Below are 20,496 nucleotides of genomic sequence, written 5' to 3'. Positions count from 1 at the left end.
GCTCCTAATACTGCACGTTAAATTCAGGTGAAATTGCAATCATGTATAACAAATACGATACCCGCTCTCGGTATTGGTCTTCATCAAAATATGCATCTAAATCATTTAAAGCTTGCTTGGTCTCGGTACTCATATTGCCTGCAAAATATAAGGTGTTGTACCTGTCTAAAAGTGCATTGATGCCATTTTGAGCCAAGTAATCCATATCATTTTGCACGTATACATAAATACCTGAAGGGTTAAGGTTTGTGTGCGCCTCAGCCGTGCTCCATACTAAACTTGAATATAGTGCGTTCATGGTACCAATTAAGGTGGCGTCGTTAGCAATTTGTAGTTCCGGTGCCACTAAAGCGCTATTACGCAAAGAAGCCGTTTGATAATCAGGTCGAAAAAAATTAAACACCGAAGCCGACTGCATGGGTCCTTGCCCATAACTGTCAATTAAATTCCACGTTTTATAAACACCTTCTTGCGATTTTGCATTTAGGTTACGCCAAAATTGTACCGTTTTTAAAAGTGGCTCTTTAATTTTACCTTGATAGCTCAGCACCGAGCCAAAATGGCGTGCTTCATCATCCAAATAAATCGCTTTTACCACTGCGGTTAGATCACCACGTACTCCCGCGCCATTATCATTAAATACATGTGCTACACGCTCTACGTATTGCGGTGTAGGATTTGAAGTAATCAGCCGTTGAATAAGCTGTTTAGAAATAAACGGAGCGACATTTTGATGATTAAATAAGTTATCGATCGCGATAGTTAAAGACTCTTTAGCGGTGTAACCTTGTGGTATTACTTCGTTATTCAATAATGTTTTTTGCAAGCTTGAGTGGTACTCATCAAACGCTTGCATTGGGCTTAAGTAATCGTAACTTTTACGTTTAAAGGTTTCGCTGCCTGCAAATGTCCAACCTGTAAACACACGGGCAAAACCTTCTATTTGTGTTTGCCCATACGTTGCTATGGTATTGCCACTAGCATCAAGCTTAGCGCTGCCATCTAAATTTAATTCTTCAAGCCCTATTGTAAATAGCTGCATTACTTCGCGTGCGTAATTTTCATCTGGGCGAATATTGAGAGTTTCATCCGCTTTTTCGTTACCTAAATGGCTTAGATAAGTGCCCATTATGGGTGAAAGCGTTACATCCTCAAGTAAGTCGCGGTAGTTACCAAAGGCATGCTTAAGTAATAAATCGTAATAACCTATCATCCCTTGCGGGTGTGCACGTAAATCGCTATTTTCATCCGACACCACAAGTATTTCGCTGAGCGCAAACGCGACCCGTTGGCGAAGCTGATCATCACTTTGTAATACAGCTTTCCACCACGCATCAATACGGCTTATGTATTTGAAGTCATCGTCGTCATCTACTTTTATTAAGTATTCACTGTGGTAATTAATTGGCTGTGCAATTTGGTTATCAAGCCATTGTTGCTCGCTCAAACCACGTGCACTTTGTATCTCAGTGTAGGTAGGCCCCATACTTGCTTGGTGTAACAACCTTGCGGCACTGTGATCGTCCATACTATTACGTGCCGTAAAAGAAACAATCTGAGAGCTTGTAGCCCCTTCGTTATCTGTGGCAGTCACACTAAATGCATAATCAATTGGTTTATAACTTAATGCTGGTGCCAGAGTGATTGTTGCGCTTGTAGCCTCTATGGGCTTATTAAGTAATACAGTACCTGAGGTTTGCTGCCACACAACACTGCTTATAGTGCCGTCTTTATCGCTGGCAGTTGCAGTTAGTTCAATGGTTTGCCCTTTGGCTATTTCGGTAGGTATATTAGCGACTGATAAAATAGGGATTTTATTTCCGTTAATGGTTGGCGTATCATCTGAGCCTGAACCACCGCAAGCACTAAGTATAAATATTGAGCTTGCGATTAAAGAAATTTTATAATGCATGTAAAGTCGTCGTTATTTGTTAATTATAGTACGTTAAGCTGTACCGAGTTTATTGCAATTATTGAAACACAAAATTTACAATTTAACCTTTTATTTTTTGTAACCGAATCATGAACACCCCATTAACAAAGCTGTTTGCTTGGGGTTATAGCCAGAGCCTTATTATTTATGAAAACAGAAATTCGTTACCGTTTTGAATCTTCACAAGTTGCTAACAGATTCGTGCATGTACTAAAAGACTGGCCTATAAGCGATGTTAAAACACGCTTATTTAACGGCGGCGACAGTGTTAAAGTAACTTATGAGTATGATGAAAGTGGGTTTGATTACACCTCTGCCGTGCTTGATGATTTAGCCGAGCAACACGATGGTAAAGAGGTTTAACTAATAAAGTGAGTTATTAAGTATTATCTATATAGCGCCAATGAGGTCACAATATCGGCGCACATTTTAAGCCTACTGAGCCTCAACAATACTAAATGTATTTTGTGAGCGTTTAGCTAAATCAAGTACTTCGTAATAATTTAGGCCATCAATTTTTTTACCGATAATAAAATAGTTTATTTCATTAGTCATAGTTGGGTCGCCAACAACATCTTCTGCGCTTTGCACATCAGAAAACTGAATAGCAATTAATGACCCAATAAAAATCATAGAATCTTTAGGTTTCAGTTTTTTAATACCTTAGTAACCCCCGCTTGGGTAGACTCAGGTGTGGAGCCATCAAATCTAAAATCATTTTTTGTGCTAACGCACGCACTAAGCATTAATATTGATAATGCGATAAGTAAATATTTCATATATATCCTTATTTATTATTCGTGATACTTGCGGATCATCGCCACTTTACCGTTTTCCATCTCTATTACTTCCATCATTACTGAGGTGTACTCTATTGGCTGTTTGCTTTGTGGGTGAATGCCTTTAGCGTGGTTTTTATAACGAATCGCAAAACCGCTATCGTTAAATATAAAGGTATTGAGTAGCTCACTTTCATACAGGGTATGCGCGCCTAAATAAAAACTCATGCCTTTGCGCATCTGCTTTTTACCATCAGGAGTACGTGAGTCGTCCAGTTGATACGGTATATGCTGGCTGCCTACATCGTCTGTTAATAAAGCAAGGTAGGTTTCAAGCTCTTTAGCTCCTGCATTAGGGGCTTGTGTAGCGGTCATTGTTTTGTAGTAGTGCTGTGCAAATGCTTTTAAATCAAATGGCTCTTCGGCTCGGGCTGAAAAGGTAGCAACCAATACCAAACCTAATGTTAAAAGTAACCTCATTGACTATTCCCTGTAGCTGAAAGTGTTTTATAGGTACATTACCTTAGAAAGTTCAATAATCAAACAAGTAACGTTACTTAACTAACACCTAGATTTTGCTTTTTACTCTATTGGTTGCCACGCTGTTGGCAGGGTCGTCTGGCCAAAAATGTTTAGGGTAGCGACCTTTCATTTCCTTTTGCACATCGCGATAACTACTTGCCCAAAAGTGCGCCAGATCTTGAGTAAGTTGTAATGAGCGCTTACCTGGCGATAGTAATTCCATAAGCAGTGGCAGCTTACCGTTGGCAAGCATAGGCGTACTGGTTAAACCATACACTTCTTGCATGCGCACGCTTAACTTTGCGGGGCCATCTAGCTGATAATTAATTTTTATATTTGAGCCACTAGGTACCGTTAATCTAAGCGGTAACAATGTTTTTAGTGCTGTTTGCTGTGGCCAGTCAAAACAATTTTGCAGCGCTTCAAAGTAGTTAAACTTTTTAAGCTGATCGAGTGTTTTTATATCTTGTAAGTACACGCCTAACCAATCTTCAGCTATTTGTATAAGGTGTTGCTCGCTAATAGTTGGGAATTTATCAGGCATAAACTGACTGGCTAAACTCATGCGTATTAATAATTGTTGTGCATCGGGCTGTTCATTAAATAATGCAAAGCCGTGTTTAGTAAATAAATTAAGCCACGCTTTGGCACGCTCGCTTTTATCTAGCTTTTGTTTACTCGCCTGGCTTGTAAGCGTAATAGCGCCGAGCTTTACTTCGTCTTGATGAATAAAGCGCGCGGTTTTTTCGTCAAACTCACAACGAGTGAGCGTAGTAAACAAATGCGGTAAGTAATCTTGTAGCTCAAATGGGCTAAGCGCTGTAGCTGCAAATATACGTGCGCCTTTATGGCCACCCATGGTAGCAATAGCAAGGAAGTCATCGTTATGCCAGTAATCAGTATTTAAATCAGCACCCGCACCATTAGCAAGTAAGTAGCCATTACCACGTTTTTTTGCGATGCGATCGGGGTAAGCTAATGCCACCAGCAAACCTAAATACTCGGTATTTAGTTCGCTGTTACTGTCGGTTACTTTTAAGCGGCTTTGCCAGTATTTTAACTGCTGTTTAAATACTGGGTGTGGTCTTTGCTGCTGGCTGTGTAACGCTAAGCTTAGCTCGTTGGCGCTGTTTATTCGGCTTTCAAGCAGCGCCACTAAATAAAGTGCTAAGCAATAAATACCAGGGAGTTCTGTCTCAAGCGCCTGCGCTTTTAAAAGCATATGCGCTAAGCGAATATCCGCCCCAAAACCCAGCATGTTACTGCCTAACTTTGTTAGTTTGCCTTTGCCATCGATGGCTTCAAGCATAGTTAGTAAGCTCATTGCTTGTGTGCATTGCTGAGCCGTTGGCTTATCAAGCAAGGTGAGTTCGCTAATATTTGCACCCCACTGTTTTGCTTCAAGCATAAGTTGGCTTATGTCCGAGGTGAGTATTTCGGGGTTATCGTGGCTATTGCGTCGCTCAAAGGTTTGTTTTGAACCAAGCCTGTACACCACACCTTGATCTATTCGCCCTGCTCGCCCTGCACGCTGCACGGCAGAGGAGCGCGATATACTTTGTGTTGTAAGCTCCGTTACACCTGTTTTTAAGTTATAACTGGCCGCGCGGCGTTTACCGCTATCAATAACAATACGTATGCCTTCAATAGTTAAGCTGGTTTCAGCTACATTGGTGGTAAGCACAACTTTGCGCATACCCTCAGGCGCAGGGGCAATCGCCGCCTGCTGATTGGCTTTATCTTGCTCGCCAAATAACGTGGCAACTAGGCAATTACTTGGCAAATCATTAAGGGCCTGTTGTACGCGTGATATTTCAAATTGCCCAGGCAAGAACACCAGCGCACTGCCGCTTTGCTCGTTTAGTGCTTGTTTTATTAAAGAGGGAATAGCATCAAGCCAACGGCTTTCATCTTTTATGGGTATGTATACTTCGTCTATGGGGTAACTGCGCCCACTTGATTGAATAACTGGGCAGTCAAAAAATTGTGTATAGCGCTCGGTATCAAGGGTCGCCGACATAAGCAGTATAGTTAAATCGTCACGCAGTGCACTTTGGGTCTCTAAAGCAAAGGCCAGTGAGGTATCGGCTGCAATTGAGCGTTCGTGAAACTCATCAAATATCAGTAAGTCTATATCGCTAAGTTCAGGATCGTTTTGTAGCATGCGTGTAAGCATGCCCTCAGTCACTATTTCAAGGCGCGTATTACTACTTACTTTGCTCTCACCTCGTACTCGCAGGCCAACACTTTGCCCCACATTCTCGTTTTGGCACTTTGCTAAATAACTGGCAATATTACGCGCTGCTAAGCGACGCGGCTCTAGCATTACAATACGTTTAAAACGCCCGTCGCGCATAAGCTGCAGCGGTAACCATGTTGATTTACCTGCACCAGGTGGTGCTTGTAATAACGTTATAGGGTTAGTTTGTAATGTAGTTAGAAGTTGTTGATATATGTTTTGAACCGGCAGCACTGCTATTTACCCAAAATTGCTTTGTATGCATTGTAACAAAAACCAAAAATAAACGCGCCGCTAAAGCTGAGTGGTTATAAAAAGCATCATAATCAGAAATAATTACAAACCGCTCTGTACATTTTTTAAGGATGTACTTATTGAAATATAGATAACGCCCCTCTTAAAAATATAAGCTGCTGACTATAAACATAAAATAAAAGTTTGACTGGTTGGAACGCGCCTTGCTCCTTTTATAGTGAACGTTAAATAAATCTAAGTAAGGAGATACTTATGAACAGCGATCGTATGAAAGGTAATTGGAACGAACTTAAAGGTAAGGCGCAACAAAAATGGGGCGATCTTACTGACGACGATTTAGACAAAATTGAAGGTAGCCGTAAGGAGCTAGTGGGTAAAATCCAGCAGCAGTACGGTAAATCTAAAGAAGAAGCAGAGCGTGAAGTAGATGAGTTTGAAAAAACTCACTAATCGCTAACTTCTAAAAAAACCGCCATTGGCGGTTTTTTTTGTTTAACGGCTAAAAAAGGACGTTATTTACGCTTTTAATTGGTTACCTATAGGCAATTGCCTAATACGTTTACCACAAGCGGCAAAAATAGCGTTACACAATGCAGGGGCGTAAACCGGTGTTGCGGGCTCGCCAACGCCTGCTGGTGGCGCATCGCTTTGTATTATTTCGACTTCTACCTCTAGTGGTGAATCGCTCATACGCGGTACGCGGTAATCATGAAAGTTACTTTGCTGCACGCGACCTTTGTCAAAAGTAATACCATCGCTGATTGCTGTTGTAATACCGTAAATAGAACCACCTTGCGTTTGATTTTTAACGGTATCGGTGTTTACAACCGTACCTGCATCAATGGCAACCCACGATTTAATTACGTTTAAATCGCCAGCATCCGACACTTCTACTTCAACTACCGTTGCCACATACGTTAAAAAGCTGCGGTGCGCTGCAATACCTAAACCCCGACCTTTTGGAAGTTTTCGGCCCCATTTGCTTATATCAGCTACTTTTTCAATAACATGACGTAACTTACCAATATCTAATGGGTAAACATCTTTATCGCCGCCATAGTTATCGTACGTCGCATTTTGCTCAGTTACATCCAATATGCGATCAGGGCCTATGGTTTCGAGTAAATAATCTTTTTGGTCGCGCCCTGCTTTGTGCGCCGCTTCAGCAATAAATGACTGAATAGCAAAAGCATGGAAAATATTTGATACCGAGCGCATCCAACCTACTCTAGTTTTAGCGGGTGCTTCGCCATTTTCTAGCTTTAAATTAGGTGAGTTTATAGGGTTATCAGTAAAGCCTAAGCGCAGCTCAAAGCCTGCTGGCGACGTTGCCCCTTCTTGAAACGTAGATACAATTGGCGAAAACGCCGTACGATGTAAATAAGCTTCTATGTTACCTTTTTCATCTAATGACGCTTCAATATGTTGAGCCGATACTGCATGGTAAAAGCTATGTTGAATATCATCCTCTCGCGTCCATTGTACGCGTATGGGTTTACCCACTTTCATTGAAATGTAAGCAGCTTCTGCTGAAAAATCAGGTTTTGATTTACGCCCAAAACCGCCACCTAACATGGTGACATGCACGTTAATTTGGCTCTCTTGCATACCAAGTAATGCGGCTACGGTTTTCATATCGGCTTGTGGGTTTTGCGTTGCAGCCCAAATATCTACACTGTCTTTATTGTACATTGCCGTGGCGCAAGGTGGCTCCATAGGTGCTTGGGCTAAGTGCGGCGCATAGTAATCGGCTACAAGTTTATTACTCGATTTAGCCAATACGCTAGTGGTATCGCCTATTTCGCGCACATGCGCTTGCGGCTCATTCACTGTTTGCAATAACGACTTTTTAAAGTTCTCTGAATTATAATCGCCGTTTTTACCATCATCCCACACCACTTTTAGTGCTTTACGCGCCTGCCATGCAGCCCACGTATTTTTAGCAACAATAGCAATACCGCCTTTTGGCTGAAATTGCGGTGCGCCTTTTGGTACAGGCATTTCAATAACATCAACTACGCCATTAATTGCTTTAGCGGCGCTGGCATCAAACGATTTAACCACACTACCTACTACCGGCGGGCGCTCAATAATAGCCACCAGCGCTTTTGGTTCGCGTACATCGGCAGCAAATGTGGCTTTGCCGGTTACTAAATCTGTTAAATCTATGTGCGCCATACCGGTATTTATATAACGCCATTCTTTGCGTGTTTTAAGTGTTAGCTTATCAACTTCTGGAGGCGTTATTGTAAGCGCTAAGTCGATTAAATCTTTATAAGTAAGCGCTTTTCCTGAGCTGTGGGTAACTACGTGCTGATTAGCTGTACAGGTGTGTGGCTCAACTTTCCAATATTTAGCGGCAGCATGCTGCATCATGTAGCGTACACTTGCGCCCATTTCGCGAAGTCGCTGCATGTTGTAGCGGATACTGCGCGAGCCATCGGTATTTTGATCCCCGTATTTAGGGTCGCCCTTACCTTGAATAACAACTACTTTATCCCACGCCGCTTCCATTTCGTCTGCCACAATTTGGGCAATGGCGGTACGAATTTGTTGACCCATTTCAGAGCGGTGGCAGGTTATTTCAACCATGCCATCGGGGCGCAGTGCTATAAATAAGTTGGCACGTTTTGCTTGCTCAGAGGGTTGCTCTAACACGCCTGCAAACGCTTTTGGTGCACTGCCTACAAAATAAGTGCCTAGTACTAATGCGCCTATTGCGCTAGTTTTTAAAAATTGGCGGCGGTTTAGGTCAAAGTACGTATTGTCGTTTTTCATACCTCTTCCCCTTGATCATTTGGGTCAAAATACTCAACGCCCGCCATGGTTTTAGCCGCCGACTTAATCGCTTTATGAATACGTGGGTATGTACCACAACGACAAATATTGCCCGACATATTACTCACTATTTCATCATCAGTTGGGTTGGGGTTAGCTGCTAATAAGCTGGCCGCTTGCATAATTTGCCCGCACTGACAAAACCCACATTGCGGCACTTTGTGCTCAACCCACGCTTTTTGCACTGGATGATCGCCCTGCTCGCTTAGCCCTTCAATAGAGGTAATATTGCGCCCGACTACAGCCGAAACCGGTAATACACACGAGCGCTGCGCTACGCCATCAATATGTATGGTGCATGCACCACACTGCGCCATACCACAGCCAAACTTAGGCCCCGTTAAATTTAATTCATCTCGCAGGTACCACAAAACGGGCGTTGACGGGTCGCCAGAAAACTCATGCTTATTACCATTAATGGTAAGGGTGATCATATTAGACTCCTTGCAAAGCGCCTTACAGGACGACTCCTTATAGCGCGTGGACGGTTTTAATTTACTTACTACTTTTTAGCCTACCACTTAGAACTATTTTATTAAAATACTAATTACTAGAACGTTTGGTACTAAAAAACATTACTCATTATTAAGTAAGTTGCTAATACTAAATTAAATAGCGCTTATAACATCTTCAGATAAAACCCGTTGATCGTCTTTGTAAACTTCAAGCCAGCCTGGCGGTGATGTATCACAACCAATAATGGTTACTTGTAACACATAACTGTAACGTCCATTTTTAAACGTATAGTGATGATTCCCGCCGCTACCCTCAAAGATAATATCACCGTTTAGTAAAACCATATCGGGCTTATCGCTAATCTTTTTATCAATACTCCACACTGTATACCGAAAATTATGCTCGTCTAAATCATCAACACGAATATGGTAATTAGCTGTTTTCCAATTGAGTATTGGTTTTTTAAAAGTATTAACACTTAAATGCAGAGATTGCTTATCGTGCTCAATTAATCGTTCAGCAAATGCTTGCTCTTTAACATTTTGAGTATTTACAGTTATGATTTTGCCGTCTGTATCAACCCACAAAACGCCGTTATTTAGCATAATGCCGCGCCAACCAACTTTATCCCAATCGGTATTGATATTAGAGCTGCCAATAACAGTAACAAGTTCATCGTCAAACACTTCATCAAAGCGGTTAATAAACTCAGCCTCATTTTTAATGTCAGGCAATGGATATCGCCTTTTTAAAGGGTAGCGAATATGTGCAGCAATTGCAGATTTATCATGCGTTTTAAAAGCAGTAATAACAGGTAAAACAATCTCGTGATACTTTTGCTCAAGCGCAAATGTGTTCGATGTGAAAAGTAGGAATAGGCACAATACTATATGATTTAGAAAATTCATTCATAGTCCTTTATTGAGTGTTATTTAGTACTAACCTGTAGATTATAATTCAAGCTCGCAAATACTAATCACCACTTTTAATTTTCTGAACTATATCTTCTACAGAAGGAGATTTATAGGCCCCCCATCCCGACTTTATTAGCCAAGCAATAGATAACACTAATAATATAATAAATATTGCTTTCCATGTATCAGCTGAAAAGTATGCTTTTTGGAAAGTTGTAGTAATTAAAACAACCAATAAAGTTAAAACGATACCTAACGGGGCAATCCACTCTTTTTTCTTTTCCATTGAGACCAGATAATCCTTGAGAATTAATTTTAATTTATCTGTAGTAATTTTAATAACTTCCTGGCTAAGGTTGCTATGTACATCCGTAACTTCAACGGTTTCTTGGACTAATTTACCTCCTTTTTCTTCAGACATTATCGTCACCCATTAATAATTGAAATGTAAGTTTATTAGTACCACTAATACAATAATTCGTAGCACTAAAGAAAAGTTTATTGCCTTTGTGATGTGTACCCAGCTCAAGGGGTTTTGAGGTACATGTGCCTAAACTATTATCCCATTTTATAAAAGTGATCAACGCATAATCATCAATGGGTTTAATTGTTACTCCCTGCTCACTACCTTTTGGATCAAAAGCGATTACTATTCGTAAATTCCAACCCTCTAAGTTTGACGTGATGTCTACTCGCTCACCCTCCGGAACTATAAAATTCTGAGAATAAACTAATTTGCGATTTCCTATTTTTTCCATTTATATACTCAATACTTATATGTTTATAACAACTTGCTAAGTTTCATTCGTGCTTTTTAGCACCCCAAAATAACGTTTGCTACTTTGTTTAATAATTCCACCAAATAAATTTATTGTAAACGGATAATTACATAATTTATAAAATAATCATTGTGTTATTTTCGCACAAAAAACGAGCCACATAGGCTCGTTCTTGTTTTACTGATAGCTGATCGCTTCGCTATTTAACCACTTAGCTATGATTCCGGCTCATACCCCAAGTTAGGCGACAGCCATCTTTCTGCCTCTGCGAGCGTCATATTAGTTCGTTTAGCGTAGTCTTCTACCTGATCCTTTTGCACTGCGGCCACGGCGTAGTATTTAGCCTCTGGGTGTGAGAAGTACCAGCCCGAAACCGCAGCTCCTGGCCACATGGCGTATGAGCTGGTGAGCTGCATACCAATGCGTTTTTCGGTATCGAGCAATTGCCAAATTTTCTTTTTCTCAGTGTGCTCTGGGCACGCTGGGTAACCTGGCGCTGGGCGAATACCTTGGTAGTTTTCGCGAATTAGCTCATCGTTACCGAGGTTTTCATCAGGTGCATATCCCCAATACTCTTTACGTACTTGTTCGTGCAGGTATTCGGCAAAGGCTTCTGCGAGCCTATCGGCAACCGCTTTTACCATTATTTTATTGTAGTCGTCTTGCTGTGCGTCGAACGCATCGGCTAGGTCGTCTTCTTCTAAACCGCCCGTTACGGCAAATGCGCCAAAGTAATCAGGTGTGCCTTTTGGCGCAATGTAGTCGGCCAAGCAATAGTTAGCAAAGTCGGTTTTTTCAGTTTGCTGGCGTAAATGGCACGAGGTGTTTAACAGTTCTTTGCGGGTTTCGTCGGTGTAAATTTCTATGTCATCGCCCACGCGGTTTGCAGGGAACAAACCAATTACACCTAAAGGCTGTAAACTGCCTGCTTTTTCAAGGTCGTCGAGCATGTCGTTAGCGTCTTTAAATAAGCTTTGGGCTTGCTCGCCAACAACTTCATCATTCATTATGCGCGGGTATTTACCAGCGATTGACCACGTCATAAAGTATGGGGTCCAATCTATATATTTACGCAACGTGGCGATTGATACATTTTTAAACTCAGTCACGCCCAGCTTTTTAGGCACTGGTGGCGTATAGTTATCCCAATCAAGCTTGGCTGCGTTATCGCGTGCGCGCTGGATCGTAACCGGTTTTGAACGTGGCTTTTTGCGCGCTTGTTGCTCGCGTACTTTTACGTACTCAGCTTTTGTTTTTTCTAAAAAGGCTGGTTTTAGCTCTTTAGATAACAAGCTCGATACTACGCCCACTGCACGGCTTGCGTTATTTACATACACTACGCCTTTGTCGTACTGTGGCTCAATTTTAACTGCAGTATGCGCTTTAGAGGTCGTTGCGCCGCCAATCATAAGGGGTAATTCAAAACCTCGACGAGTCATTTCTTTGGCTACGTGTACCATTTCGTCAAGCGATGGGGTAATTAAACCCGAAAGGCCGATTATGTCGGCTTTTTCGTCGATAGCTGTTTGCAGTATTTTTTCGGCAGGTACCATTACGCCTAAGTCAATTACTTCGTAGTTATTACATTGCAGTACGACACCTACAATGTTTTTACCTATGTCGTGCACGTCGCCTTTTACGGTGGCCATAACCACTTTACCGTTAGTGGCGCCTTCTTCTTTTTCAGCTTCTATGTATGGGTCAAGGTAGGCCACGGCTCGCTTCATTACACGGGCTGATTTAACAACTTGCGGTAAAAACATTTTACCTGCGCCAAATAAATCCCCTACCACGTTCATGCCATCCATTAATGGCCCTTCAATTACGTGGATAGGTTTATCGGCAGCTGCGCGGCACTCTTCCGTGTCTTCATCTATAAAGGTGGTTATACCTTTAACAAGCGCGTGTTCTAGGCGTTTTTCAACAGGCCATGTGCGCCATTCTAAATCTTCTACGCGCTCAGCTTGTGCCATACCCGAAAACTTAGGGGCTATTTCTACAAGGCGCTCACCTGCACCGGGGTCGGTATTAAGGATTACGTCTTCTACGGCTTTACGAAGTTCTTCTGGGATGTCGTCGTAAACCGCAAGTTGACCTGCGTTTACAATGCCCATGTCCATGCCCGCTTTTATCGCGTGGTATAAAAACACCGAGTGAATGGCTTCACGTACGGGGTTATTACCCCTAAACGAAAACGATACATTAGACACCCCACCCGACACTTTACAGTGTGGCAAGTTTTGTTTAATGCGGCGTGTACCTTCAATAAATTCTACGGCGTAGTTGTCGTGCTCTTCTATACCGGTGGCTACGGCAAATATATTAGGGTCGAAAATTATATCTTCCGGCGGGAAGCCAATCTCTTCGACTAATATTTTGTAGCTGCGCTCACATATTTCGTATTTTCTATCTGCGGTATCGGCTTGGCCGTCTGTATCAAACGCCATAACCACAGCGGCTGCGCCAAAACGTTTAATAATTTTAGCTTGGCGTTTAAACGGCTCTTCGCCCTCTTTAAGCGATATTGAGTTAACAATAGCCTTGCCTTGAATACACTTTAAGCCTGCTTCTATTACTTCCCATTTAGAGGAGTCGACCATAATAGGCACTTTAGAAATATCAGGCTCTGAGGCAATTAAGTTTAAAAACTTAACCATGGCCGCTTTTGAGTCCAACATGGCTTCATCCATGTTTATATCTATAACTTGTGCGCCGTTTTCTACTTGCTCGCGGGCAACGGTAAGCGCCGCTTCATAGTCTTCTTCCATGATTAAGCGTTTAAACATGGCAGAGCCAGTTACGTTGGTACGCTCGCCAACATTGGTAAATACTGCAATTTGCTGTGTCATATTGGCTCCTAGTTTAAGTTACAGGCTTCAAGGCCTGATAAACGCATGCGTACTTCAAGCTCTGGTAACGCACGAGGCTTTACCCCTTCAAGGCCTTTGGCAAACGCACGAATATGTGCAGGCGTTGTACCACAGCAACCACCCACAATATTTATAAAGCCCGACTTGCCCCAATCTATAATTTCGACTGCCATATCGTCCGCTTCTAGGTCGTACTCACCAAATTCATTTGGTAAACCGGCATTGGGGTGCACTGAGGTAAATGTTTCACATACGCGCGAAAGCTCTTCTACGTATTGGCGAAGTAAGTCTGGCCCTAGGGCGCAGTTAAGGCCAATCGAAATAGGCTTAATATGGCGAATAGAATTATAAAATGCTTCGGTTGTTTGCCCCGAAAGCGTACGGCCTGACGCATCAGTAATGGTGCCCGAGATCATTACAGGTAATGTGCGCCCTGCTTGCTCAAAGGCCTCTTCTACTGCGAATGAAGCGGCTTTTGCATTTAGGGTGTCGAATATGGTTTCAATAAGTATTAAATCAGCGCCGCCTTCCATTAATGCAAGGGTAGACTCTACATACGCTGTAACTAGCTTATCAAACGTTACGTTACGGTAGCCTGGGTCGTTTACATCTGGCGAAATAGAACAGGTTTTAGATGTTGGCCCTAACACACCCGCTACATAGCGTGGTTTTTCTGGATTTTTAGCAGTGAACTCGTCACACATAGCGCGTGCGAGTTTAGCTGACTCAAAGTTTACTTCACGGCTTATGCTGGCCATGTCGTAATCTTCCATCGAAATGGTGGTTGAGTTAAAAGTATTGGTTTCAATAATATCCGCACCGGCGGCTAAAAAGCTGCGGTGTATATCGGCAATGAGTTCAGGCTTGGTAAGGCTTAGTAAATCGTTATTGCCTTTTATTAGCACGTGCCAGTCTTTAAAGCGCTCACCTCGGTAGTCTTCTTCTTCAAGCTTGTGAGTTTGGATCATAGTGCCCATTGCACCATCTAAAATTAAAATACGCTGTTTTAGCGCAGCGCTTAATTCGCTTTGCTTATTATTGGTAGGCACATTATTCGGCATAGTTGTTAGTCCTCACATCTTGGCTAACTAAATTAATATCATAAGGTGTGGTTTGGTACACGTAGTAATTTAACCAGTTCGAAAAAAGCAAAAAGGCATGGCTTTGCCACGTTTTTGACGGCTTTTTACTTGCATCGTTATCTGGAAAATAGTTTTCGGGTTTTGGCGCATCAGGACTTTTTTGTAAATCGCGTTCGTATTCTGCTTTTAGTGTGTCGGCATCGTATTCTGGGTGGCCGGTTATAAACACTTGGCTGCCCGACTTATTTTTCATTAAGTATGCGCCTACTTTTTCAGAGCCTGCCAATACGACTATATCGTCGCAGGCATTAATTTTATTTATATCTATGTGGCCATAACGTGAGTGCGGCACTAAAAAGGTATCGTCGAAGCCTCGAGTAAGCGCACCGTGATCAAAATAACATTGGTGAGTAAACACGCCACATAGTTTATCTTCTTTTAAATCACGCTTTAAATTGTAACGATGATACAGCGCTGCATGCGCCGCCCAACACGAAAATAACGTGGAGGTAACGTGCTGCTCTGCCCAATCAATAATCACTTTTAGCTCGTCCCAGTAGGCTACATCGTCGTATTCTAGGTGTGCTAGTGGTGCGCCAGTGACTAATAGGGCATCGTAGTTATTGTTTTTTACTTCTGAAAAATAACGGTAAAAAGTATCTAGGTGTTCTTCAGAATTGCTACTACTGCGGTGCGTATCTAGGCGCAATAGCTCTACATTTACTTGCAAAGGCGAGTTGGCAAGCAAACGAATAAACTGTACTTCGGTTTCTACTTTATTAGGCATTAAATTTAAAATAGCCAAACGCATTGGACGTATTTCTTGCGTTTTTGCACGACTTTTTGGCATTACAAACACGTTTTCTTCGCGTAAACGGGCAATCGCCGGTAGTTCGTCTTTAACTGTAATTGGCATCTTTTAAGCTCCTGCTCATAAAAACCGAGAATTAATACGCTCTCATTATGAACAGAATGCCAAAAATATCAACCTCTAGATGTATAGATGTCTAAATGAAATTTATTCATTATTTTTTAAGTTTTACTAAAGTTATTGATGAGGAGGGAGTGTATTTATATTGAAGTACTATGTTTAAGTGTATAAAGGTAGCGCTACTAAAAAATTGTAGCGCTATTGAAATTAAAAACGATAATTTACAGATAAATTAAGTGCGTAAATATCGCCTTCATCTGTATCAAAATATTGGTATTCAGCGCTTATTTGCCAGCGTTGAGATAACCTATAGTCAATCCCAGTGCCGTACGTTACACCGCCCTCATCATAGTTTTGCTCAGTGATTAATGAAGTATTTACCTCTGAATCTGTATCAATTATTGATTCTGCAAGATTTCTTAAGTCGCCTTCATTGTAACTTAATTTATTTCTGCCATAGCCACCAAATAAAAATACATCAGCGCGAGATGAAATCGGGTAATTAGCTTTTACAAATATGCTTGTTTGCAAATCAAGACTTGAGTCAATCTCGCTCTTAATGGGCTCTGAACTAAGCGAACCATCTTGCGGGTTTTGCGTGTAAACGAGCCCGTTTAGTGGTGTTGATTCGTCATTTAAACCAAAGCCTACACGACCTTCTATCGCAAAATATCGCGAAAATTGATAACCAAACCGCCCGTATAGCGTTGTAAACTGTATGCTATCACTCTCGTATACATCAATTTGAGTAGACCCTATCCCTACTCCTTGGTAATAACCATTTACGTGGAGTATGTCTGCTTGGCTCGAAAATGAGTATAAACCTAAAAGTAATGCCCCTAACTTTGTAACTATTTTCATGTTAATTCCTTTAAACCTTTGTAATATTTAATAGTCCGATGTTTTACAACAACTAAGAGTGGTCTGCCTATATAATTTGCTTATACCTACAGCCTTGTAAATATACTGTACCAATTTTGTTAAAAATGAAATGTATTTGAACAATATAAAACAATAGATTACAGAATTTTACACAATAGGAACCTTGTAATTGTCGTGTTTCAAATGGGCGATAAAATAAAGTACCGTTTAGAATAACATATTGTTTTATACGGCATTCGTTGACTGTTTAACCCCTCAACAACTACAATACAACATTGAAATTTTTATTATTATTTGAAGGCTTTCCTCCATGGTTTTACCTGATAAGTTTATTTTCTCGATGAGTCGAGTATCTAAAGTTGTGCCACCTAAACGCACAATTTTAAAAGATATTTCGTTGCACTTTTTCCCGGGTGCTAAAATTGGTGTGCTTGGTTTAAATGGCTCTGGTAAATCGTCATTACTACGTATTATGGCGGGTGTTGATGAAGAGTTTGAAGGTGAAGCCCGCCCTCAACCAGGTACCAAGATTGGTTACTTACCGCAAGAGCCAGTGCTGGACGAAAGCAAAACAGTTCGCGAAATTGTTGAAGAAGCCGTTGGCGAAGTAAAACACGCCCTTAACCGCCTTGACGAAGTGTACAACGAGTACGCAATGGAAGACGCTGACTTTGACGCACTTGCTAAAGAACAAGGTGAGCTTGAAGCAATCATTCAAGCGCACGATGGCCACAACATCGATAACGTTTTAGAACGCGCAGCAGATGCACTTCGCCTACCAGAATGGGATGCTAAAATTGAGCACCTTTCAGGTGGTGAGCGTCGCCGTGTTGCTATTTGTCGATTGTTACTTGAAAAGCCAGATATGCTTATTCTTGATGAGCCTACTAACCACTTAGATGCTGAGTCGGTTGCATGGCTTGAGCGCTTTTTACATGATTATGAAGGCACTGTTGTGGCAGTAACGCATGACCGTTACTTCCTTGATAATGTAGCTGGCTGGATATTAGAGCTTGACCGTGGTGAAGGTATTCCGTGGGAAGGTAACTACTCTTCTTGGCTTGAACAAAAAGATGCACGTTTACAGCAAGAGCAAAAATCTGAAAAAGCACGCCAAAAATCAATTGCTCAAGAACTTGAGTGGGTGCGCTCAAATCCTAAAGGTCGCCAAGCTAAGTCTAAAGCACGTATGGCACAATTTAGTGAGCTACAACAATCAGATTACCAAAAGCGTAACGAAACTAACGAGTTGTTTATTCCACCTGGCCCGCGTTTAGGCGACCAAGTGCTTGAAGTTAGCAATATTCGTAAGAGCTTTGGCGATCGCGTACTTATTGACGATTTAAGCTTTAGTATGCCAAAAGGCGCTATTGTGGGCATTATTGGTGCCAATGGTGCAGGTAAATCTACACTGTTTAAAATGCTAAGCGGTGAAGAGCAGCCAGACAGCGGTGATATTAGCATTGGTGAAACAGTAGAATTAGCAACAGTTGATCAGTTCCGTGGCAATATGGACGAAAGCAAAACAGTATTTGAAGAAATATCTGATGGTCAAGACGTGCTAAAAATTGGTAATTTTGAATTCCCTAGCCGTGCATACGTTAGCCGCTTTAACTTTAAAGGTAACGACCAGCAAAAGTTTGTAAAAGACTTATCGGGTGGTGAGCGTAACCGTTTACACCTTGCTAAACTTTTAAAAGCAGGTGGTAACGTGGTGTTACTGGATGAGCCAACCAATGATCTAGACGTTGAAACACTGCGAGCGCTTGAGAACGCTATTTTAGAGTTCCCAGGCTGTGTAATGTGTATATCGCATGACCGCTGGTTCCTTGACCGTATTGCAACGCATATTTTAGATTACCGCGACGAAGGCCAAATTAATTTCTTCGATGGTAACTACACTGAATACGAAGAGTGGCTTAAAAAGACCTTAGGCGCAGAAGCTGCACAACCTAAGCGTATTAAGTACAAAAAAATTGGTTAATCGATAACGATATTACAAGCCCTGCATTTATGCGGGGCTTTTTTATGTCATTTTTTATCTGTTTGGCTTATTTCCCGCTATGCTTGATTTATATAATAACTATAAGGATAAATTAAGCTATGCAAAATCGTCGTCAGTTTTCTCGTGTGTTGTTTTCAACCTCTGCACTACTTGAGTTTGATAACCATAAATACCCATGCAAGTTACTTGATGTTTCGCTTCATGGTGCGCTAATTACAAAGTGCGATGCCTTTAACGGCACTAAAAATAGTGAAGCAACGCTACGTTTTAACCTTGAACAAAGCGATATAGAAATAAAAATGGACGTAATAATGTGCCATATAGAAGAGGATCATATTGGCTTAAAGTGTCACCATATTGATATAGATAGCATCACGTATTTAAAGCGCTTAGTAGAGCTAAATTTAGCTGATGACGAACTACTACATCGTGAACTTGCATTACTTATTCATGAGCCACAATAGACTCAAATACATAAGTTTATTACCATAGCGCAAACTTTATAAACTGTGTAGTTATGCGCTTAAATCCACATTTACCTTTGGTATATCATTCTAATTACTCATTTAACTTTGATCCTAAACATCGTTTTGTGATGAGTAAATTTGCGCAATTATACAAACATGTAGCAGAGCTAGGCTTAATTGGCCCTAACCTAATAGCGCCTGCACTTGGCACCCCAGAGCCACTAGAACTTGTACACTGCGAAAACTACATTCAGGATTTATGGCATAACCGCTTAGACGAAAAAGCCATGCGCCGCATTGGCCTACCTTGGTCAAAAGAATTAATGAACCGAACATTCACCGCTCCCCAAGGTACTTTACGTACTGCTCGCTTAGCATTAGAGCATGGTTTGGCGTGCCACTTGGCTGGGGGCACTCACCATGCACATAGCGATTTTGGCTCAGGTTTTTGTATGGTGAATGATTTAGCCTTTACCGCACAAACGTTAATACAAAGCGGTGAAGTGACCAACGTGCTCATTTTTGATTTAGACGTACACCAAGGCGATGGCACCGCTGCAATGCTTGCGCATCAGCCCTATGCGTATACCTGCTCTATACATTGCGAAAAAAACTTCCCGTTTAGAAAATCCCCCAGTGATTTAGACATTGGCCTTGCTAATAATATGCAAGACGCTAAATACTTAGGCATTGTTGACGACACCCTACAGTTTTTATTAAAAGAGCTAAACCCCGATTTAGTACTTTACGATGCAGGTGTAGATATTTGGCAAGACGATGGCTTAGGTAAGCTAGATATAACGTGGGACGGTATTAAAAAGCGTGATCATTTAGTATTTAAGCGCTGCATTGAACACAACACCCCCGTAGCCAGTGTTATTGGCGGTGGTTACGACAGAAACCATGAACGTTTAGCACAGCGCCATGGTATTGTAATTGAGCAAGCCGCCCGTTTTTAATGAAATGAAATAATGTAATTCACGTTCTTATTTACTACACATACTCAATTTAAAAAATAATAAGAACGAACCATGAAAAAGCTAATTACTGCCATAACACTAATCTTATTAAGCTTTATAAGCTCTGCACAGCAATTCATTGATGATGACTCATTACCACTCCTACCTGCAATAACGCTGAACATGGCTGATGGCTCAACCATTAACACGCAAGATTTATTAGGCCAACCTTACGTTTTACATTTTTGGGCTACGTGGTGCCCATATTGTAAAAAGCTGCAACCAGCGCTTGAGAAAATAAAACACAAAGGCTTAAAAGTTATTGCACTAAGCTTTAAAGAAGACGACGATGCCACCCCCGCTAAAGCAATAACTGATAGGGGCTACACATTTAAAACAGCTATAAAAGCCGATGCCATAGCAAAACAATTAGGCATAAAAGGCACGCCCACTACATTATTCATTAATAAAGCTGGGCGTGTAATTTATTTAACCAACACTTCAGACTCTGAAGACAAAAACCTTCACTTATATGCTCGCGCTTTATTACACGAAGTGAACAACTAAGTGCATAAATATAAATTA

The 20,496-nt window shown here is 41.5% G+C and carries 19 protein-coding genes; 6 read left to right on the top strand and 13 right to left on the bottom strand.

What is annotated here, in order from left to right; all coding sequences use genetic code 11:
* Positions 1–4: 4 nt before the first annotated feature.
* On the bottom strand, positions 5–1,912 hold the full coding sequence (locus J8L73_RS02990; RefSeq protein WP_211014727.1) for a DUF1800 domain-containing protein: 1,908 nt from the start codon (positions 1,910–1,912) through the stop codon (positions 5–7).
* A 168-nt stretch (positions 1,913–2,080) separates the two neighbouring features.
* On the opposite strand from J8L73_RS02990, the gene J8L73_RS02985 reads away from it, so the two are divergent.
* Positions 2,081–2,296, top strand: coding sequence for a hypothetical protein (locus J8L73_RS02985; RefSeq protein ID WP_211014725.1), 216 nt, complete (start codon positions 2,081–2,083; stop codon positions 2,294–2,296).
* 72 nt (positions 2,297–2,368) lie between these two features.
* Here the strand turns inward: J8L73_RS02985 and J8L73_RS19260 are convergent, their stop codons facing one another.
* The 3 genes from J8L73_RS19260 to hrpB all read right to left on the bottom strand — a co-directional run bounded on the left by J8L73_RS19260 (position 2,369) and on the right by hrpB (position 5,707).
* The gene (locus tag J8L73_RS19260; RefSeq protein ID WP_247659551.1) at positions 2,369–2,566 is read right to left on the bottom strand and encodes a hypothetical protein; all 198 of its coding nucleotides are present in this window, start codon (positions 2,564–2,566) and stop codon (positions 2,369–2,371) included.
* 161 nt (positions 2,567–2,727) lie between these two features.
* Positions 2,728–3,192 carry a nuclear transport factor 2 family protein gene (locus tag J8L73_RS02975; RefSeq protein WP_211014724.1) on the bottom strand — a complete coding sequence of 155 codons (465 nt, stop codon included), beginning with the start codon at positions 3,190–3,192 and terminating at the stop codon, positions 2,728–2,730.
* Positions 3,193–3,280: 88 nt separating this feature from the next.
* A complete protein-coding gene (hrpB, locus tag J8L73_RS02970) occupies positions 3,281–5,707 on the bottom strand; it encodes an ATP-dependent helicase HrpB (protein WP_211014722.1) in 2,427 nt (808 codons plus the stop codon).
* Positions 5,708–5,980: 273 nt separating this feature from the next.
* On the opposite strand from hrpB, the gene J8L73_RS02965 reads away from it, so the two are divergent.
* Complete coding sequence (locus tag J8L73_RS02965) at positions 5,981–6,178, top strand: CsbD family protein (protein WP_055016803.1); 198 nt, start codon at positions 5,981–5,983, stop codon at positions 6,176–6,178.
* Positions 6,179–6,244: 66 nt separating this feature from the next.
* On the opposite strand, the gene J8L73_RS02960 is transcribed toward J8L73_RS02965, so the two are convergent.
* From J8L73_RS02960 to J8L73_RS02920, 9 genes are all read right to left on the bottom strand, one after another.
* Positions 6,245–8,506 (bottom strand): molybdopterin cofactor-binding domain-containing protein, encoded by a 2,262-nt coding sequence (locus J8L73_RS02960; RefSeq protein WP_211014720.1) that lies wholly within the window; start codon positions 8,504–8,506, stop codon positions 6,245–6,247.
* Positions 8,503–9,000 carry a (2Fe-2S)-binding protein gene (locus J8L73_RS02955; protein WP_211014718.1) on the bottom strand — a complete coding sequence of 166 codons (498 nt, stop codon included), beginning with the start codon at positions 8,998–9,000 and terminating at the stop codon, positions 8,503–8,505. Before J8L73_RS02955 ends, J8L73_RS02960 begins: the two co-directional genes overlap by 4 nt.
* Positions 9,001–9,174: 174 nt before the next feature.
* Positions 9,175–9,930 carry a hypothetical protein gene (locus tag J8L73_RS02950; protein ID WP_211014716.1) on the bottom strand — a complete coding sequence of 252 codons (756 nt, stop codon included), beginning with the start codon at positions 9,928–9,930 and terminating at the stop codon, positions 9,175–9,177.
* A 64-nt stretch (positions 9,931–9,994) separates the two neighbouring features.
* Positions 9,995–10,357 (bottom strand): hypothetical protein, encoded by a 363-nt coding sequence (locus tag J8L73_RS02945; RefSeq protein ID WP_211014715.1) that lies wholly within the window; start codon positions 10,355–10,357, stop codon positions 9,995–9,997.
* A complete protein-coding gene (locus J8L73_RS02940; protein WP_211014713.1) occupies positions 10,350–10,694 on the bottom strand; it encodes a DUF6864 domain-containing function in 345 nt (114 codons plus the stop codon). The genes J8L73_RS02945 and J8L73_RS02940 overlap by 8 nt, the downstream gene beginning before the upstream one ends.
* A gap of 236 nt (positions 10,695–10,930) precedes the next feature.
* On the bottom strand, positions 10,931–13,564 hold the full coding sequence (gene metH, locus J8L73_RS02935; protein ID WP_211014711.1) for a methionine synthase: 2,634 nt from the start codon (positions 13,562–13,564) through the stop codon (positions 10,931–10,933).
* An 8-nt stretch (positions 13,565–13,572) separates the two neighbouring features.
* Positions 13,573–14,646, bottom strand: coding sequence for a homocysteine S-methyltransferase family protein (locus J8L73_RS02930; RefSeq protein ID WP_211014709.1), 1,074 nt, complete (start codon positions 14,644–14,646; stop codon positions 13,573–13,575).
* Positions 14,636–15,583, bottom strand: coding sequence for a homoserine O-succinyltransferase (gene metA, locus J8L73_RS02925; RefSeq protein ID WP_211014707.1), 948 nt, complete (start codon positions 15,581–15,583; stop codon positions 14,636–14,638). Before metA ends, J8L73_RS02930 begins: the two co-directional genes overlap by 11 nt.
* A 222-nt stretch (positions 15,584–15,805) precedes the next feature.
* On the bottom strand, positions 15,806–16,459 hold the full coding sequence (locus J8L73_RS02920; protein WP_211014705.1) for a porin family protein: 654 nt from the start codon (positions 16,457–16,459) through the stop codon (positions 15,806–15,808).
* Positions 16,460–16,790: 331 nt separating this feature from the next.
* Here J8L73_RS02920 and ettA point away from each other — a divergent pair, with 331 nt between their 5' ends.
* The 4 genes from ettA to J8L73_RS02900 all read left to right on the top strand — a co-directional run bounded on the left by ettA (position 16,791) and on the right by J8L73_RS02900 (position 20,478).
* Positions 16,791–18,464 carry an energy-dependent translational throttle protein EttA gene (ettA, locus tag J8L73_RS02915; RefSeq protein WP_058547286.1) on the top strand — a complete coding sequence of 558 codons (1,674 nt, stop codon included), beginning with the start codon at positions 16,791–16,793 and terminating at the stop codon, positions 18,462–18,464.
* Between the two features lie 119 nt (positions 18,465–18,583).
* Positions 18,584–18,949, top strand: coding sequence for a PilZ domain-containing protein (locus J8L73_RS02910; RefSeq protein ID WP_211014703.1), 366 nt, complete (start codon positions 18,584–18,586; stop codon positions 18,947–18,949).
* 53 nt (positions 18,950–19,002) lie between these two features.
* Entirely contained in the window at positions 19,003–19,911 is a 909-nt protein-coding gene (locus J8L73_RS02905; protein ID WP_211014701.1) for a histone deacetylase, read from the top strand.
* 72 nt (positions 19,912–19,983) lie between these two features.
* A complete protein-coding gene (locus J8L73_RS02900; protein ID WP_211014699.1) occupies positions 19,984–20,478 on the top strand; it encodes a TlpA disulfide reductase family protein in 495 nt (164 codons plus the stop codon).
* Positions 20,479–20,496: the final 18 nt, after the last annotated feature.

It is taken from the genome of Pseudoalteromonas sp. MMG006 (genome assembly GCF_018101025.1).
GTDB lineage: Bacteria > Pseudomonadota > Gammaproteobacteria > Enterobacterales > Alteromonadaceae > Pseudoalteromonas.
Note: the sequence above shows the minus strand (reverse complement) of the source record. Positions and strands in the feature narration are given on the sequence as shown.

Bases quoted from the DNA above. Each gene is read 5' to 3' on its own strand.
- J8L73_RS02945 (WP_211014715.1), bottom strand. From the start codon at position 10,357: ATGTCTGAAGAAAAAGGAGGTAAATTAGTCCAAGAAACCGTTGAAGTT.
- J8L73_RS02975 (WP_211014724.1), bottom strand. From the start codon at position 3,192: ATGAGGTTACTTTTAACATTAGGTTTGGTATTGGTTGCTACCTTTTCA.
- J8L73_RS02940 (WP_211014713.1), bottom strand. From the start codon at position 10,694: ATGGAAAAAATAGGAAATCGCAAATTAGTTTATTCTCAGAATTTTATA.
- metH (WP_211014711.1), bottom strand. From the start codon at position 13,564: ATGACACAGCAAATTGCAGTATTTACCAATGTTGGCGAGCGTACCAAC.
- J8L73_RS02920 (WP_211014705.1), bottom strand. From the start codon at position 16,459: ATGAAAATAGTTACAAAGTTAGGGGCATTACTTTTAGGTTTATACTCA.
- J8L73_RS02930 (WP_211014709.1), bottom strand. From the start codon at position 14,646: ATGCCGAATAATGTGCCTACCAATAATAAGCAAAGCGAATTAAGCGCT.
- J8L73_RS19260 (WP_247659551.1), bottom strand. From the start codon at position 2,566: ATGATTTTTATTGGGTCATTAATTGCTATTCAGTTTTCTGATGTGCAA.
- J8L73_RS02955 (WP_211014718.1), bottom strand. From the start codon at position 9,000: ATGATCACCCTTACCATTAATGGTAATAAGCATGAGTTTTCTGGCGAC.
- J8L73_RS02950 (WP_211014716.1), bottom strand. From the start codon at position 9,930: ATGAATTTTCTAAATCATATAGTATTGTGCCTATTCCTACTTTTCACA.
- J8L73_RS02960 (WP_211014720.1), bottom strand. From the start codon at position 8,506: ATGAAAAACGACAATACGTACTTTGACCTAAACCGCCGCCAATTTTTA.
- J8L73_RS02905 (WP_211014701.1), top strand. From the start codon at position 19,003: ATGCGCTTAAATCCACATTTACCTTTGGTATATCATTCTAATTACTCA.
- J8L73_RS02990 (WP_211014727.1), bottom strand. From the start codon at position 1,912: ATGCATTATAAAATTTCTTTAATCGCAAGCTCAATATTTATACTTAGT.
- J8L73_RS02965 (WP_055016803.1), top strand. From the start codon at position 5,981: ATGAACAGCGATCGTATGAAAGGTAATTGGAACGAACTTAAAGGTAAG.
- J8L73_RS02985 (WP_211014725.1), top strand. From the start codon at position 2,081: ATGAAAACAGAAATTCGTTACCGTTTTGAATCTTCACAAGTTGCTAAC.
- J8L73_RS02910 (WP_211014703.1), top strand. From the start codon at position 18,584: ATGCAAAATCGTCGTCAGTTTTCTCGTGTGTTGTTTTCAACCTCTGCA.
- ettA (WP_058547286.1), top strand. From the start codon at position 16,791: ATGGTTTTACCTGATAAGTTTATTTTCTCGATGAGTCGAGTATCTAAA.
- J8L73_RS02900 (WP_211014699.1), top strand. From the start codon at position 19,984: ATGAAAAAGCTAATTACTGCCATAACACTAATCTTATTAAGCTTTATA.
- metA (WP_211014707.1), bottom strand. From the start codon at position 15,583: ATGCCAATTACAGTTAAAGACGAACTACCGGCGATTGCCCGTTTACGC.